Annotated in this window: 11 protein-coding genes; 1 reads left to right on the top strand and 10 read right to left on the bottom strand. The window is 50.1% G+C overall.

All coding sequences use genetic code 11. The annotated features are described in order from the left end of the window. Positions 1-45: 45 nt before the first annotated feature. The 3 genes from DZK30_RS16035 to DZK30_RS16045 form a co-directional block, all read right to left on the bottom strand. A complete protein-coding gene (locus DZK30_RS16035) occupies positions 46-1,182 on the bottom strand; it encodes an efflux RND transporter periplasmic adaptor subunit (protein WP_118975144.1) in 1,137 nt (378 codons plus the stop codon). A gap of 336 nt (positions 1,183-1,518) precedes the next feature. Next, positions 1,519-2,121: a TetR/AcrR family transcriptional regulator gene (locus DZK30_RS16040; protein WP_118975145.1), complete on the bottom strand. Its 603-nt coding sequence runs from the start codon at positions 2,119-2,121 to the stop codon at positions 1,519-1,521. A gap of 354 nt (positions 2,122-2,475) precedes the next feature. Next, positions 2,476-3,081, bottom strand: a complete 606-nt coding sequence (locus tag DZK30_RS16045; RefSeq protein WP_118975146.1) for an MCP four helix bundle domain-containing protein — start codon at positions 3,079-3,081, stop codon at positions 2,476-2,478. 621 nt (positions 3,082-3,702) lie between these two features. Between DZK30_RS16045 and DZK30_RS16050 the strand changes: the two genes are divergently transcribed. Beyond that, a complete protein-coding gene (locus tag DZK30_RS16050; protein WP_118975147.1) occupies positions 3,703-3,954 on the top strand; it encodes a class I lanthipeptide in 252 nt (83 codons plus the stop codon). Positions 3,955-4,277: 323 nt separating this feature from the next. Here the strand turns inward: DZK30_RS16050 and DZK30_RS16055 are convergent, their stop codons facing one another. The 7 genes from DZK30_RS16055 to DZK30_RS16085 form a co-directional block, all read right to left on the bottom strand. Then, positions 4,278-6,692: a GAF domain-containing protein gene (locus DZK30_RS16055; RefSeq protein WP_118975148.1), complete on the bottom strand. Its 2,415-nt coding sequence runs from the start codon at positions 6,690-6,692 to the stop codon at positions 4,278-4,280. A 31-nt stretch (positions 6,693-6,723) separates the two neighbouring features. Continuing rightward, positions 6,724-10,347 (bottom strand): BamA/TamA family outer membrane protein, encoded by a 3,624-nt coding sequence (locus DZK30_RS16060; RefSeq protein ID WP_118975149.1) that lies wholly within the window; start codon positions 10,345-10,347, stop codon positions 6,724-6,726. A gap of 72 nt (positions 10,348-10,419) precedes the next feature. Next, positions 10,420-11,004 (bottom strand): phosphatase PAP2 family protein, encoded by a 585-nt coding sequence (locus DZK30_RS16065; protein ID WP_118975150.1) that lies wholly within the window; start codon positions 11,002-11,004, stop codon positions 10,420-10,422. 31 nt (positions 11,005-11,035) lie between these two features. Then, positions 11,036-11,896, bottom strand: coding sequence for an SdiA-regulated domain-containing protein (locus DZK30_RS16070; RefSeq protein WP_118975151.1), 861 nt, complete (start codon positions 11,894-11,896; stop codon positions 11,036-11,038). Continuing rightward, positions 11,893-13,917 carry a polyphosphate kinase 1 gene (ppk1, locus tag DZK30_RS16075; RefSeq protein ID WP_162903146.1) on the bottom strand — a complete coding sequence of 675 codons (2,025 nt, stop codon included), beginning with the start codon at positions 13,915-13,917 and terminating at the stop codon, positions 11,893-11,895. The genes DZK30_RS16070 and ppk1 overlap by 4 nt, the downstream gene beginning before the upstream one ends. 15 nt (positions 13,918-13,932) lie before the next feature. After that, on the bottom strand, positions 13,933-15,168 hold the full coding sequence (locus DZK30_RS16080; protein WP_118975153.1) for a Pycsar system effector family protein: 1,236 nt from the start codon (positions 15,166-15,168) through the stop codon (positions 13,933-13,935). Between the two features lie 539 nt (positions 15,169-15,707). Further along, positions 15,708-16,448 carry a LytR/AlgR family response regulator transcription factor gene (locus DZK30_RS16085; RefSeq protein ID WP_118975268.1) on the bottom strand — a complete coding sequence of 247 codons (741 nt, stop codon included), beginning with the start codon at positions 16,446-16,448 and terminating at the stop codon, positions 15,708-15,710. Positions 16,449-16,628 lie beyond the last annotated feature (180 nt).

The following is a 16,628-nucleotide window of genomic DNA, read 5'->3' on the forward strand; positions in this document are numbered from 1 at the left end:
TTACAGCTTCAATCGCTAGAAAAAAGAACGGTCGTGTTGATTACCTTACAGCGACTTCGTCTTGAGCACGCTATCGGCGGTTACCATCTGCGGCGCAATAACCACACCGTCCCTCAGGTTGCCGATGCCCGACAGAACGATCTTGTCGCCAGTGCGTACACCATTGTCCACGAAATAATAGCTGGCGGTCTTACCGAGGATACGGATTGGCTTGCTGACTACCTTATTGCTGTCGGCTACGGTATAGACAAACACCTTGTCCTGTATCTCGAAAGTCGCTTCCTGCGGCACGATCAGCGCCGACTGGAACAACTGGGGTATTCTTATTTTACCCGTGTTACCGCTTCTGAGAACACCGTTGTCGTTGGTGAACGTAGCGCGGAAGCTGATCGCACCCATCGTCTTGTCAAATTGGCCTTCGATAGTTTCAATCTTTCCTTTTTGTTCAAACACGCTATTATCGGCCATCACCAGCTCTACCTCGGGCACCTGTTTCAGTTTCTCTTCCAGGGTAGCGCCGGGGAATTTATTTTTAAATGCGATAAAGTCCTGCTCGCTCATGGAGAAATAAGCGTACATCTTCTTCACATCCGACAACATAGTCAGAGGCTGTGTTTCACCACGGCCTACCAGGCTACCGGTCTTGAAGGGTATTCTGCCGATATAGCCGCTTACCGGTGCTGAGATGAGCGTATAGCCTACATTGATCTGTGCGCTGCCCACCATGGCGCGGGCTTGCGCCACGGAAGCTTTCGCCGCTTCGTAGTTGGCCCTGGCGGTTTTCATTTGCACATCAGACACCACTTTGTTGGTTACCAGCGGCTGCAAGCGATCGATCTCCACCTGCTCCTTTTCCATATTGGCTTGTGCAGCCATTAAAGAGGAGCGGGCATTGTTCAGCTGCTCGCTGTACACCCTTTCATTAATCTTGAACAAAGGTTGACCTGCTTTGACAAAGGCACCTTCATCGACATAAATCTTTTCGAGGTAACCATCTACCTGCGGACGGATCTCTACGTTGACCGTACCTTCCAGCGAGGCATTGAACTCCTGGTAAGTCGTTGCGGGCGCCGACACTACCGACATTACCGGCAGTTGGGCTGGGGGCGCCGCGGTTTCAGCAGGTTTAGACGAGCAACTATACAACAGGACCAGGAGACTAAATAAAGGGACAAGTTTCATAACAGCAATAAATTATTTAACAATGTTAAGTATAAGAGTACGAAAAGACCGCAGATATACGTTCGCGCATGAACAATGACATACAGAACGGAATGCGGGTACTGTTGGTTAGGGTTTGGTTGGGGTAATTATGACAGTTGAGGAACGGGGGTAAGCGCGTGGTTTATCGGGGCTGAGGACTATGGATCTTCATAGGTCGTCAATGTGCGGTTGGTTGATGCATGCGATATATGTCTATTGGTTAATTGTTTTTGGCTTTTAATTCCCAGGGAATCCGGAGACCGGATTTCCTGTTATTTTATTTAACGGTGTTAATTGTATCAAACAAAAAAAAAGCTATTTCGAAATCACATTAATGATGCCCGTTATCGCGTCGGAAAGGACCCTCTGGTTGATCTCGTCCGAAACGCCCTGGCGTACGATATTGATCGAGATCAAACCATGCACTACCGACCAGAATGTGTAATACCATTTACAGATATAGTCGTCGCCGGGATCCTTGTCCTTCGTCAGTTCACGCATCACATCCCAGATCAGGTCCGAAGGTTTGGCCACATCGTCGCTCAGCGTTACCTGGTCCATACAACAGTTCATCTCCACACCAAACATCAGCTGGTAAAACTCTTTCTCGGCAAAAGCAAAATCCCAGTAAGCCATCCACATGGCCTCAAGCTGCCGGGCCGGCGTATCGTGCCGGGCCTTGGCCTTTTGCATCTCCATCGATAAGAGCGTAAAACCCTTCTTCGTCACCTCCGAAAGCAGGGCATCCTTATTCGAAAAATACTCGTAAATAATCGGGGCGGTGTACTCTATTTTATCTGCAATCTTACGCATACTCAGCGCCTGCCACCCTTCTTCTTTTCCTATTGTTAGCGCTGCGTCGAGAATATTACATCTGGTTTCTTCTTTTAAACGCAGGATACGGTCTTTGCTTCCCATCACTGTAATTTTACAATCCTAAAATATTTAACACCGTTAGGCAAAGGTAATATCGCCCGAAGCGATTCACCAAATTTTGCCTGCCGGAAAATGAAATTATAACCTGATAGTTCTATAGTATTTTCCAATACTTATTGTAAAACAATCATTTATGAAAATAGTTGACGACAGTATCAACTATTTTCAGTACTGCAAACATACGGTTATCGGCTGATAATGTAGCTACATAATAATGTGAAACTTATGGCAGGGCAGTACCGGCGACGCATGCAGATCTTTACCAGTAGGTATAGCGCTTAAAGCATGTTTCATTTGCTGTCTATGCCAGGAAAACCAACCACGATCAACCTTCTCTTAGTTAAGCGATGGGTCCGGAGGCATTTTCTGACTGAATATATTCTTCGAGAAGCCAATCAGCGAAAGAGTAATAGCCCCGATGATGATCAGCAAACAAACTTCGACGTAGGACAAAAACGTGGAACCACGTACTTTGCTTACCATATCTGCTTTTAAATAACGGCCTTCCCGGGATTGTATCCGAAGAAGATCGTTCAGATTCTCCAGGGTGTTCCCAAAGTGTTGCTCTTCTTTCGGAGCGTTAATAAAAAGTGTGATATTCGATTTCAACGACCGCAAATGAATACTTTCTTCCGGGGTCAGTACCGTGTGCTCATATTTGTCTATAAGCGCCGTAATGGCTTCGCTGCACTTCATCGCTATATTCGATCCTTCACTGTAGTCGGCTGTCTGTGTCAACTGTCTTCGTTTGTATACATATTCGCGCAGTTCAAAAATATAGGTAGAGGGCAATAACCGGTCTTCATAAATAGACGTTGCTGCCTTTTCGATATGTTCAAAGTTAGACTGGTTAATGATATTATTCAGTAATAAACAAATCAACAGGGCAGCCAGCAAGAGGCCAATTCTTGTTTTGTAACGAAGCTGTTGAAACAAATTCATGATAAAATTCTTTTAGAAGTGACGAAAGGCACGCGCTCTGTCTTTTTAAAATTAAGTGGCTGTCCGGATAAAGGAAATAAAGCGTTGCACGTCTATAAATACTAGCCAGCACGCTTTGCTTTATCCATTTTTATTTGATGTCATCATCTTCTTCTTTTTTATTCGCAATCTATGTTTATTGCTTGTTATGGTGCTCATGAGAAAAGTTGCTCCGCCAAAAAAGAAGCAAAAAAGGCGGCAAAAAAACAATGCTCCGCTGTTTTTTTATGGCCGGCGCACCCGGGCTTAAAAACAGGTATCAACTTTAATGCAGCATTGCCGGGCATAAGATCATAAATAACGTTTTAATCATTAACCAAAAGGATCTTTTTTCATTGCTCCTGTTTTGGCTGGTTTTCTATATGCGGATAGGCACTTAAAATTAAATCATTTCCCTGCATAAAAGCGTATTACCATTATTTCCGGATGCAAAAACAAAAGATCCCGATGTGCCAGGCGGATGGCAAATAAGCTGCTGCTTCCGGCCTATCCCACATATCCATGTCGCCGCCTCCCCTAAGGGCGACACTGCACCGTTTCTGCAGTGCGCCTGGTTAGCTTTGAGGAACTAAACATCATCTTATGAAAAAGAAGCAGATCAACTTCTCAAAGAAATTATTCCTGGGCAAAGAAACGGTTGCTAACCTGAGCGACAACCAACAAGCTGCTGTAAAAGGCGGAGCAACCCTGGAAAAAGGCTGCACTGCCGGCCCTTACACGGCACAGTGTCCCTCTGCCGTTTTTATTTGCTACGATACCGCGCATACGGCCTGCCTGCAGACCAACCAGTATTCTTACTGCGTATGCACGATACTCGGTGTTACCGGCTGCTAAGACCAGCTTTTGCCCATGTTACAAAACAGCATTGCTTTTCGGCAGTGCTGTTTTGTTTTTCTCGTGGCGCTGCGAATCCTTCTCTCCGTTCAGACCGCTATCGCGTTCCGACCGGCACTGCTGAAAAAAAGAATGACTATCCCGATAGAGGAAACAGGATACAATTTGCTTTTAAATAACGGTTGCTGAGCCTGTCGAAGCAACATCTTTGTCCTTTCGACAAGCTCAAGGACCGGCTTTGTTTCCTATATCGGGATAGTCAGTAAAAAGAAAACCGGCCCACAGTGTGGACCGGTTCCAGATTATCTTGTATTATTCATTCCTTACTTCCGGCTGAGGCTTACCGCATGTTCCTGCTCTTCGTCAAGCGTACGGCCATTGTCCGCCGCATTTTCTGGGATCACTACGCTTACCCTGATGGCTTTGAGCCCGTTCACGCCCTGCAGCTCTTCCAGCTCCAGGAATTCGATCTCGTCGGTAAGTATATGCTGGTCCTGCAGGTAATGGATATGCGAAATATATTCTTCCACATCCTTGGGCTGAAAATAGACCATAGCGATCTTTCCCGGCTGTGTGAGGCGTTCGTTGCTATCTTTGATCAGCACCTTATCAATCCGCTTCTTGATCATTTCGTAGCGGATGTTATAGGCGCCTTCCACATCGAAACGGTGCTCGTCGTTACGGAAGCTGATGTCGATAGTATTGGCATGTACAAAGATCAGCTGTGTGGTCTCCAGCTTGCGGGGTAGCTCGGCCTGCAGGTTGTGTGTGAGCCGGGCTATAATGGCCATTGAGTTCAGCTGCCACAGGCGCAGGTTCTTCAGGTACAAAGGGTGGAACTCCTTGTCGGGAGTAATGGATTGTCCGATATAGATATCATACTCGATACCATCGCTCCTGAATTTTTCGAAATAGCAGGGATAAGTGCCTTGTATTTCGACGTTCATCTGCTCGAGCAGGTTGCCGATAGTACGGTTCAGCATCTGCAGCGAGTCTTCAAGGGCCTTGCGGTTGTTATGCGCTACACCACCCGGGGCGATAGCGGTAAAATAATGGTCGATAATGGATGCCGTGCGGGGATGCGTCAGACGGAAATGTCCCAGGAAGGGCATGATCTCTTCCTCGAAGTAGAGGTTAAGCTGGAACTCATCGTCGGAAGAAATAAAATCCCTGATCTGCTCCAGCCATTTACGGCTCTTGAAGATCATTTCGCTGGTGAGCCCCATATCTCGGTGATCGCGCAGCTGATCCAGCGTGCTGATGAGTATCTCGAGCTGGCGCTGCATATCCAGGCGCAGCGCGTTGTTCCGCTCCAGGGTAGAGTTGCGGATATCGATAGCGCCGTACAGCGGGTTTACATCGGAGAAGTACACCTGCGCTACCTCGGCCCTGGGGTCCATCTTGCGCTGTTGCAGGTAGTCGAAGGCGACTTCGTTGAAACGCCATTCCACCGCGGGCTGCAGCGAGGTAAATTTCTCCTTCACGGTATTGTCCAGGGTAATATTGTAATCGTCGATCGAGGTTTGCAGCAATTGCTCCAGCAGCGGGATAGCGGGTTCCAGTGCCGACAGCATATTCTCGTTAAGCACATTCTTTTCCCGGCTGTACACCGTAAGCATACCCACCAATTGTTTTTGGAAAAAGATAGGCAGCACGGCGAGGCCTTCCACACCGATCTCACGCAGTACTGGATAAAAATCATCCTCTCCGTCGACAACCTCGCTTACATTTTTGCGGAAGATAATCTGCGGATCGGCCGAATAACGCTGTATGGTTTCCACGTAAGCGTTCATCGACATATTATAGCGGCTGCATACCTGCTGCATATTCTCATTCAGCCCGTCGAAACAATTGGTCACCAGCTTGCCGTTCAGCTTGATCACCGGCGTTAGCTCTATGTCCAGCAGGTTGTTGCCCATCAGCTCCTTGAGGGAAGAGGTGATATCGGCATAGATCATCTGACCCGGCGCCAGGTTCACGATAACATCTTTGATATGCTCCAGCACATATTGTGCGGTAATATCTTTGATACCGATAATAGCAAAACCGTCGAAGCGGAAGCGATCCAGGGGCAAAAAGCGCTGTAGTATCTCAAGCGCGCCAAACTTGCTGTCTTCCGAAAGCCTGATGTTCTCGAAATTGATCTCCGGCAATACATCTTCATAGCTTACGTCGAGAAAGCGTGTGTCCACTTCCAGGCGATAATATTTATTAAGTCCCGTATGCTCGTCCCTGATGTGATGGATCATTTCGTTCTGCACCGGCGCGAAAGAAAAGCCATAGAGCTTTTGCAGCGCCAGGCTATATATATTGGCCAGGCGCATTTTACGCTTTTCTTCGAGATCGACCGCCGGCATTACTCCTTTTTTAATGCCGCCCATTCCATTTTCCAGGAAAGCATAAAGCGCATTGGTACCAAAAAACAGCTGAGGGTTAAACGGTACCGAAAGCGCCCACAGGTCTTCATTTTCGTCGACAATAGGCGCTGCCAGGGTAATATAGATGAGCTCAAACAGCTCCCGATAGGCTTCCACCTGGTCCAGAGGTATCTCCTGGTCCCAGCCGGGGAATGCCATGATGCGATCGATCACGTACCGGAGCTGCTGTACGCGCACTCCGGAGCCACCGTTGTTTATTTTCTCCTTCAAAAAGCGGACAAAGGGCGCTACTGAAAGCACCGAATGTACCCGCTGGAAGGGAAATTCATTATCAATTAAATTTAATAGATTGGTCTTCATTGTTCTGTTTATTTTAAGCAGCTGCCCGCCGTTAAAAGCGGAAACCCATCGCAAAATTGGGATACCAGCCTTCTTCCGAATAGGCCATATTGACCCGGAATACAGCAAGATTAGCCGGGGAAAGGAATAAGCCTGCCCCGACCCCATTGTGCCACTTATCCGATTGCTCGCCGCTCACCCACACTCTTCCGATGTCATAAAAACCCGCAATCCCAAACTGGCCTTTGAATATATAATTGCCGAAGTCAGCTAAGGATATACGAAGTTCCAGATTATTATACAAAGAATGCTGCCCGGCGAAGCGATATTGTCGATACCCCAATAAATTTCCCTGACCGCCGAGGAACATGGATTGGTAAAACGCTGGATTTCCAATACTTATGCCACCCCCAAAACGGTCGGCCAGGACGATGGTCTGCCGGGCATTCAGGCTCTTGTACAAGGCAATCTCCGGCACAATGCGCATAAAGGACCGGGAATAGCTGTTCAAACCGGTATATCCCTGCAGTTCTATGTTGACATAAGTACCCCAGCGCGGCAATATTTTATCGTTGCGCTGGTCGAGGGTATAGGCGATAATAAGGCCCAGGTGCGTTTTATCCTTCTCTACGATGGCGCTGTCATAGCTGTTCAGTTTACTGGTCTGTTCAATAAAGCGACCGTCGTTCTCATGATCGTTAAGGTGATAATACTCCACGGAGGGTCCAATGCTTAAAGCGCTGCCCTTTTCGCCGCGCCAGCGGAGGGCGGTGGAAATATCGATCAGGTTGAACCGGGTACGGTAGTAGCGTTTGAAATTGCCTGTCTTGTCGAATTCCGTTTCGTTGCCACGGCCGAAGAAGTTCTGGGTATTATCGGGCGCCTTAATATTGGCGTCGATCACCACATCGGCATTGCCGATGGCTTTGATAAATTCCCCGTTGTAGCGGATATGGAATGCCTCGGTACTGAACGAGTGGGACAGCATGAACTGGTGCAGGGCGGCATAAGGCAATTGCCGGAACCCCTTTTGCCGGGTAAGCCGCATACCCAGGCCCAGAGATAGCCCATCGTCGGGGTTGATGGCCGCCGTGATGAGCGGCAAACTGGTGTGGTACAGGTTTACCGGCGTAAAGGCCGTATTGAGACTGTCGTCGCGCAGGTGTTTCGCGAGCTTGCCTGTGCGTCCATAGTAACGTTCCTCTTCGCGGTCGTACAACTTGATCCGTTTACGGCTGTCGATAATGTTGTAGGCTTTATCGCCCTTGCCGCCGATCACCCGCAGCTTAACGCCTGAATGCGGTGTATTCACCACCAGGCTGTCGTCGCCCTTACCAATGTACAGGCGCAGCTCGCGGGTAAGGCTGCGCGGATATACTTTATCGAGAAGCGTATCCTTTAGCTCGCCCGATTTATTGATCTTCCGTATCAGCAGGTGTGTTGCATTTTTACCAGGCACATCTTCGGCGAGCACGAATTCGTTCTTGTTGCTGGTATGGATATCGACGATATTGTTGCTGAAGCGGTAATAGCCTTCCATGGCCTCTGCCATACCGTCGCGCCGCTGCTTCAGGGCCGACAGAAGCCAGTCGTGCCGTAAAGGATAGATATCTTTGGGCAGTTGCTGCAAACCTTCTTCCAGCACAGCGTCGGTCACCTGTGTTTTAAATTCCTGCTCGGCGCGCAGCCATTCGTCGTGGCTCATCTGGCTCGCAGGGTGCGCGTTCAGGAAGGCCGATTTATAGAGATAGTGATTGGCGCCGGTTTTTACATTGCCCTTAAAGCCATAGACCCGTGGCATCACAAACAAACGTTTGATCGCCGTGGGCAATATGCCTTGCGTAATGTTGAGCACCATGTCCCGGTCACGGGGAATAGCAACAAAATATTTGTCTTCGTCCTTACCATTTTTATTAAAAAAACGCCATTGATCACCATGACGGTCCCAGTCGGCAAACAGGACATCGATCATACGGGCTTTCAGAAAATTGTAGGCGTCATAGCTGTTATCGTTATCTTTTTGCAGATCCTTCAGCATTTTGATATAGTTCTCCGATTTGCCCAGGGGCTCTCTTTCCTCCAGCAGGCTTACTTTGCCTTCAAACAGCTTGCGGTACATACCCAGACTGCTATCGGGGGCGGCCACACCGATTACCGGTACCGAATGCGGCACATCCAATGCTTTGGCTACCGGCGCAACAATTAACGCCGAATAGGGATGCTGTGCGCTGGTAGCATCGTCGAGCAGCTCCCGCACAAAGGTGCCCTGAAAAGGCACAGGCACTACCAGGTCGGGCTTTTTTTCCACGGTACGCAGCGCATACTCTTTGCCATTTGCATCTTGCAGGCGTAAAGATGTCGACTGGAAACCACCGCCCAGCTTTACCGGCTTAAGACCACCGGCAATCTCCGAGACACGGAGTACCGGCAGCATTGCGGGCTGGGTCCACTCTTTGCGGTAATTCTTTCCGAACACCAGCTGGTATAATTTTCCGTCATTGGCATAGGCAGCATGGGCTTGGGCCACGGTGCTGTCGCCTGTGATGGATTTGAACGCGGCGCCCTCTTTAGGCTTAAAAGGCTTGTAAGGACGGGTAAAACGGAATGCTTCGGTTACTTTACCATCCTGGTAGGTATAGAAAGTAAAACGGACGTCGTTGTTGTACAGCTGGTCGGCCAGAACGTAACCCTGGGTAGCGGTGCCAAATAAGGAATGCTTTCCCTTAATGGTATAATTCTCTTTGGCGCCGCCGCCGCTCACGATCTGGAACTGGTTATCCTTTTTGTTGTCGATCAGCTGCAAACCGTGCTCATGGCCTGAAACGTGAATGAGATTGGGAAAGTCCCGGAATACATTATCTACACTTTTGATCATGTATTGGTACAGGGGATGCCGCACATCTTCCGGATTGGTAAAGTATTTGCGGAACAAAGGATAAATGCTCCCGATACCCGGCAAGGGCACATACAGGTTCTTGCTCACCACCGTAAGCGGGAAAATATGGTCCTTCCAGGAGAAATAGCCGCCATGCGTGCCGTAACTCTGAAAGGGATGGTGCGTGGCCAGCAGGATGGTCTTGTAACGATTTTGATAAAAAAGCTCCTGCAGGGCATTTACCACATCGGTGGTCGAGCGGCAATCGCAATCGGCATCCTTGTTCTCTTTATCGAAGGGATATAGCCACCATTCGCTGTCGAGTGCGATCACGACCAGGCTGTCGGATATGGGAATGGCCACGGGATCGGGGCAGCCGTCGGGCGGCACCAGCTGCAGCAGCGAATCGCCCTGGCTTTGCAGGTATTGCCATTGCTGCTTGATCTTGGCCAGGCCCTGCGGTCCCATACGGTCCCAGTCGTGGTTGCCCGGCACGAAATACACCGGCGCGCCCTGCTCCCGCATTGGCTGATATTGCGATTTCAGTATCTCCTGCGTTAGTTTTTCTTCCGGGCTACCGGGCAGTCCCATACCATGCGGATAAATGTTATCGCCGAGATAGAGCACCGTGGTCTTGCCTGGCAGTACCTGTGCGGCAGCGTGAGGGATCACCAGCTTTTGCTGATCATCCATTTCACCGGCGTCGCCGATCAGGATCACCCGCGAGCGGACCGAGTCCTGGGCCTGTAGCGCGGTAACATTGCAAAAGAATAAGAACAGGACAGTAAAACATTGCTTCATAGGCAAGCGGCAATTGCAGGTTTGGTTTGGTTGTCAACAAAAAACCGGGTCGAAAGATGGACCCGGTTTTTTTTATTTGAATATTTTTTTGGTCAGCCAGTGACTAAGGTAGCCACTGCCAATCCCAACGAGCGCCCCGGCGGCGACATCGGTGGGATAGTGCCGGCCCAGCCGCATCCTGGAATAGCCAACAGAGGCAGCCCAGGCAAAGGCAGGTACCGTAACATACCATTTTTTGTATTGCAAAGATAAGGTGGTGGCCGTCGCAAAAGCAAGGGTCGTGTGTCCGGAAGGAAAAGATTTTCCATAAGACTCCGTGCTGGAATTGATCAGATCGGGATACCGCTGGGCCGGCCGCTCGCGGTTGACCAGGCTTTTGACGCCTCCGGAAACGGCCAGGCAGATACCGATGCTTAATGCCGACTCAAAGCTGTTCTTTATGGCTTGCTTGTCTTTGTAGATAAGGCCATAGGCCAGCGAACCTGCCGTAATCGTCGGCGCGGCATAATACACCGAATTGCTCGTTTGGAGCCAATAGGTTTGTCCGGTGGGATTGCGCGCATTGAATTTACGCAGCAAATCGATGTCCATGTTCTGGGATTGGGCCTGGTGGCAGACAACAGTGCACAGGCTAAAGCACACGATCACACGCTTCATACTAATACTGAATGGATTAGAGATACTAAAATTAACGGCCCGGCTGCTGGAACATGAATTTCAGCACTGTCCCTTTTGCGGTATTGCCGGCCTCGTTTGAAATGTATAGGTTGTTGTCGATATCAAAAGTTATGCCTTCGGGTTGCGGAAACAAGCCTGGGTCCAGTGCGACCACCTGTTTGGGATGCCAGTTCTTATCTGTAACCACCAGGGATTTGTTCACGGAGGAAAGGATGTACCATTCCTGGTTCCGCTTATTAAAAGTCAACGCAGAAGGCCTGAAACCGTTTTTCTTTTTCGGTTTTATCGTTTGTATGGCGTCCGTATTGATCTTGAAATTGCCGGTCATTGCCGGTCTTCCCTGTTCATCCAAATGCAGTATATAACCGCTCACTGAACCCGTCTTCCTATCCGCTCCACAATTCTTACACAAAACATACAGGTTATCGGTAGCATCATCGGCGTACAAACCCTCGTATTCGCCCTCGGGAACCAGGTTTTTCCATTCCTGCACCGAACTGATGGCTGCTCCTTTTGTTTCCTGAAGTGGAAAGTTAAACAAAATTCCGTCACTACGCAAAATTGTGATATATTTTTTTGTAATGCCCAGGTCTTCGTAATCCCCGTGCTTGCCAAAATCCATAGCGGTAACCGGTTTGGGATGGCCGTTTTTCCAGTAAAACAGCTGCCCGTCCTCATCCTGTATGGCATACATGAGCTCCTGGCTGCCGGGGGCGAAGGCAATACCGGAGATCTCGGCCAGCTCTTCGGGCATCACATATTTTACCGGTTTGCTGAAATCGTAGCCGGCAGGGCTCTCAATCGTCTTTTCTCCTTTGCTGCAGGCCGAAAAGGCCAGCAACAGCAACGCCAAGGTCAGTATCCTGTTCATAAGCTGCTTTGTTTGATCATTTGGTAAATCGTTTGCTGGGCATGTGTGGCATCGGGTCCGTCGGAAGGCCCGCCGGTATTGTTGCCGGCAGCATCCACCGTTACCGCGCTGCCGGTATCCGCCAGTTGGATCCGCATCATTTCCTGCAAGGCTGCCTTTAGCTGCGTGTCGTATACCGGGAAGCATACCTCGATCCTGCGGTAGATATTACGATTCATCCAGTCGGCCGAGCCCAGGTACACCTTCGGATCGCCATTATTATGAAAGATAAAGATACGACCATGTTCCAGATAACGGTCCACAATCCTTTTTACTGTAATGCCTTCGCTGAGACCAGGCACGCCGGGCTTCAGCCGGCAAATGCCACGGATGAGCAGCGTTATCTTTACGCCGGCCTGTGCTGCTTCGTACAGCTTATTGATCATTACTTCCTCTTCGAGGTTATTGAGCTTGATACAGATGCTGGCCGGCTTTCCCTGCCGTGCCGCCGTCGTCTCCTCCCCTATCAGGCGCAGAAATTCGTTCTGGAGGTTGAATTGTGCGACCAGCAAGTGTTCGGGCGTAAAGCGATCGCCCGTCCCGGGTTCCCTTCTTTTGGCCAGGAAAATAAAGAGCAGCTCCAGCTCGCGCAACATGCCTTTATGCGTGGTCATCAGGATGTGGTCGGTATAGAACCGCGCAGTGCCCTCGTTGAAATTGCCGGTAGCAAGCAATCCGTAATACACGCTACGGCCTTCTACCTTTCTTTTTACCAGTGCCACCTTGGCATGTACTTTGAGCCCGGGTATGCTATAGATGATCTTCACTCCGGCGGCTTTGAGGCGTTTGGACCAGCGGATATTGTTGGCTTCGTCAAAGCGGGCTTTCAGCTCTACGAAGACGGTTACATTCTTCCCGTTGCGTGCAGCGCTCATAAGCGCATTGCCGATAAGGGAATCGCCGGCCATCCGGTACAGCGTAATAGAGATATCGGTAACCAACGGATCAAGCGCCGCTTCGTTGAAAAACTGCAGCACCGTATCGTAGCTATGGTAGGGTACATGCAACAGCATATCCTGCTCTTGTATGCTATCGAAGATACGTTCACGGGGCAGGCGATACGGAACAGAGGGCCAGCGCTCATAGCTGAGGCTGTCCCGTTTGACAGGAAAATCGGCCAGGTCGCGCAGATTGTGATAAGCGCCACCCTCTACCTGCGTCGCATTTTCCAGGTGGAAAGTCTGCACCAGTTGCTGCAATTCGGCGGCCGGCATTCCGGCATCATACAGCAGCCTTGTGGCCAGTCCCAGATCTCTTATATTGATCTGCTGCTCTATCTTCTCGGCAATATCGCCTTTAAATTCATCGGCCAGGTCCAGCTCGGCATCCCGGGTGATCTTGAAGCTGTAGCAGCTGCGTACCTCCGCCCCGGGCACGAGAAAGGCCAGGTTATCTTTAATGATATCGTCGATCGTCAGCACATACTGTATCCCTTCGATCGTATCGGTATAAAAGCGGCCACATTCCGGCGCAGGGATATTAACGATCACCACGTCTTCCTTGCCGCCTTCGGTAATGCCGATCGCGAAATAGATCTTATTGTTCTCGGGAAAAAAATCGCCGGCCGCCGAAAGACGCACCAGCTGCAGGAAAGCCGCAATGCGGCTCAGGAAGTACGCTTTGGTTGCTGCCTTCAGCAGCTCCGGTACCGGCTGGCGGTATACGAAGCGTATACCCTGCGCCTCAAGCGAAGGCAGGAGTGCCTCCCTGAGCACGCGGCCAAAGGTCTGCTGCTGCCCGGCGATCACGCGGCTTACTTCATCCAGGGTATCTTCTTCCGCCTTTTCGCGGCCGTCGTCGATGCGGCTTAACGCTATAAGGGCAGGAATACGCACCCGGTAAAATTCGTCCAGGTTGGAAGAATAGATCGACAGGAACTTTAGTCGCTCCAGCAGGGGAACTCCCTGGCGCGTTGCTTCCAGCAGTACCCTGCCATTGAAAGAAAGCCAGCTGATATCGCGGTTGGTCAAGTGCGGGTTCAAAACGATGCAATGTTTTTAGATGACTTCGGCATGTATCGCCGAAGCTATAATGAAGGCGATCACTGCTAAGATGAGACCAAACATGAAGATGCTGTAGGAAATGCGCAGCAGGCGATACTTACGGCCCAGTACAACACCCTGGGAGTAGACATCCTTGATCAGCGAGCCGTAAAGAAATTCCCGGTCGGCCATTACCTTCCACATGCCCGACGCGTATTCGTCGAGATCCATTTTATAGAAGTTCCCGAAGAACAGCAGGTTCACTTTTTTCTCTTCTACATCCTGAGGGGTAAACTGGCCGCTGGGTAAAGAGGGGCGCGTGGCCAGGATAGCAAAAATGATGGCCGATACGCTCACAGCCAGGATCAGGTAAGTGGGGATCGCCAGGTATTCCTGCTTGGGTATTTTGCCCAGCAACAGGCTGATAACGGCAGACAGGATAATGGAGTTGACCGTGATCATGATATGTGCCTTGTTATCGGCCATATCGCTCAGCCGCTGGTTATTGCCCGAAGTGGTCCGGAACATGGTCTCAATACCCCGGTCGGGCCGGTTCTTGTCTTTCTTTCCCGTGGGCGCGGATGCGGCGGCCATTTCTGCTGCAATGGCAGGCTCTCCTGACAGAGCAGGGCCAGGCGTAGCGGCTGCCGTTGCCTGTTCTTCTGCTTTGCGTTTCAGTTGTTCCAGGTTTTTGGCCTTTTTATCGTCCAATAGCATGCGGCAATAGTCGGTATGATACCGGTGGCCTTCCAGCAGCCGGATCGTATTCTCGCGCCATTTGTCTTTGCTGATCTTGATACCTTTCAGCAGCTCCGCTTCCTTCCGCAGCAGTTTATTATTGTCCTGGAAATCATCCGTACCGAAATGAAACAGGTCGGCGTCGCATACGATCTGCTCCAGCAGGTTGCTGGGGGCTTGCGGCATCCGCGTCGCCATAATACAATTACCCACGGCTTCGGTTACCGCTGCCGGCACCTGGTTTTCCTCCAGGAATTGCTTTGCCTTCTCTTTGCCAATGGCCTCGTGCCGCATCGGATCTTCAAAGTAGCCGATGTCGTGAAACCAGGCAGCCGTCAGGACTGTAAAATAATCCTGGTCGTTGAGCTGGTAATGGTCGGCGATCTGCCGTACAGCGGCCACCACGCGATCGGTATGCTGCTGGTTATGATAGATGAGCCTTTCGTCATGTACAGACGCGTAGTAGCTCCTGACAAAGGTTTCGGCTTTAATATTCAGCTCTTTATAGTCCATAAAAAGGAACGGTCCGCGTTTTGGATGAATAAGAACGCGGTATTTTTCCTGACAAATATATTCTAAACCTTGTAAAAAAACCGGGAAGTGGGATAAGTCCGGGTATTTCAGGATCTGTACGGCTATGATTTACGTTGCGGGAGACAATAAAAAAAGAAACCGGCCATTTCGCTGCAGGCCCCGTCCCGACATCGTTACAAGCGGAAGAGCCTGTAAAATTTACTGGTTTTTACCTGTAGTTAATTCCAAAGACGGCCATTACCTTTGTCCTATAAGAAAGGCATCTCAATAAGCAACGGAAGAGGTGACCCTAACATCAGGTTAACGACACGACAGCCCCCGTAACTTTTACCTGGAACAAGAGCCTCTTCCGGATACCTTCTTAACCCCTCCGCAAACAAAAAAAGATTGGAGCACCTGAGCCCCGCTCCGATCTTTTTTTATGCCTTTCCGATAACAATCCTAAACATCCTATATTCTATTTCTTTCAGCAGCCGTTCCGACCGCTGGCGCGTTCCGACCGTCGTTTGGCCCGGGATTTACAGCCATCCGTACTGGCTGATCAGATTTTCCTTCTGGTTGCGGGATACAGGCAGCACCTCGTTATTGACCATTGTCAACAGGCTATCGTTGCGATTAAAGTGCTTTACCTGGTTAAGATTGATGATATACTGGCGGTGGATACGCAGGAACTGCTGCTCTTCCAATACCTCCTGGATGTCTTTGAGCGTTTTCGAGATAAGCAGCTTCCGGTTATCGGGGAGCACCAGGCAGGCATAATTGCCGCTGGCTTCTACATAGAGAATGTCTTTCAGATCCACGAAGATAACGCCGGTCTGGCCGGGCACCGCGATCTTGGTGATCTGCCCCTTCTTCAACTGTTGCCGCAATAGCTGCAGCTGGTCGGTCTTCAGCGCTTGCCGTTGGGCAGCTTTTTCCACTACCGGCCTCAGGTCGTCGAGCGCCACCGGCTTCACGAGATAATCCAGGGCATTGAACCGGAAAGCTTTGATCGCAAATTCGTTGTAAGCCGTTACAAATACAACGGAACAATTCAACTGCGGCAGGGCCTCCAACAGCTCAAAGCCGTTCATTACCGGCATTTCGATATCCAGGAACACCAGGTCTGGCTGCAATGTGTTCCAGTGTTCCAAAGCCTTCGCGCTGCTGGTAAACGTGCCGGCGATCTCAACTTCCGGGAAATGTACTTCCAGCATCAGCCGCATTAGCCGGATGCTGTCAGGTTCATCATCGATCAATAAGGCGCGTATGGTGCTCATAGGTTTCATATGCCGGCCGGCAGCGCCAGCAGCTCTGTAAAGTTAAGACGCAATGCGCGATACCGCATCATTGCCCGGGATACCAAATCTATGTTCCCGGAAGACAACGCTATCGCTATACTGTGTGAATGGTAGGCCTGGCGGGAAGAACTACGGGAAATATTGTGTAAGTGGCTGCTT

The organism is Taibaiella koreensis (assembly GCF_003545715.1).
In the GTDB taxonomy this organism is placed as follows: Bacteria; Bacteroidota; Bacteroidia; order Chitinophagales; family Chitinophagaceae; genus Taibaiella; species Taibaiella koreensis.

Coding starts and splice junctions, on each gene's coding strand:
- DZK30_RS16035 (WP_118975144.1), bottom strand. CDS start 1,182: ATGAAACTTGTCCCTTTATTTAGTCTCCTGGTCCTGTTGTATAGTTGC.
- DZK30_RS16040 (WP_118975145.1), bottom strand. CDS start 2,121: ATGGGAAGCAAAGACCGTATCCTGCGTTTAAAAGAAGAAACCAGATGT.
- DZK30_RS16045 (WP_118975146.1), bottom strand. CDS start 3,081: ATGAATTTGTTTCAACAGCTTCGTTACAAAACAAGAATTGGCCTCTTG.
- DZK30_RS16050 (WP_118975147.1), top strand. CDS start 3,703: ATGAAAAAGAAGCAGATCAACTTCTCAAAGAAATTATTCCTGGGCAAA.
- DZK30_RS16055 (WP_118975148.1), bottom strand. CDS start 6,692: ATGAAGACCAATCTATTAAATTTAATTGATAATGAATTTCCCTTCCAG.
- DZK30_RS16060 (WP_118975149.1), bottom strand. CDS start 10,347: ATGAAGCAATGTTTTACTGTCCTGTTCTTATTCTTTTGCAATGTTACC.
- DZK30_RS16065 (WP_118975150.1), bottom strand. CDS start 11,004: ATGAAGCGTGTGATCGTGTGCTTTAGCCTGTGCACTGTTGTCTGCCAC.
- DZK30_RS16070 (WP_118975151.1), bottom strand. CDS start 11,896: ATGAACAGGATACTGACCTTGGCGTTGCTGTTGCTGGCCTTTTCGGCC.
- DZK30_RS16080 (WP_118975153.1), bottom strand. CDS start 15,168: ATGGACTATAAAGAGCTGAATATTAAAGCCGAAACCTTTGTCAGGAGC.
- DZK30_RS16085 (WP_118975268.1), bottom strand. CDS start 16,448: ATGAGCACCATACGCGCCTTATTGATCGATGATGAACCTGACAGCATC.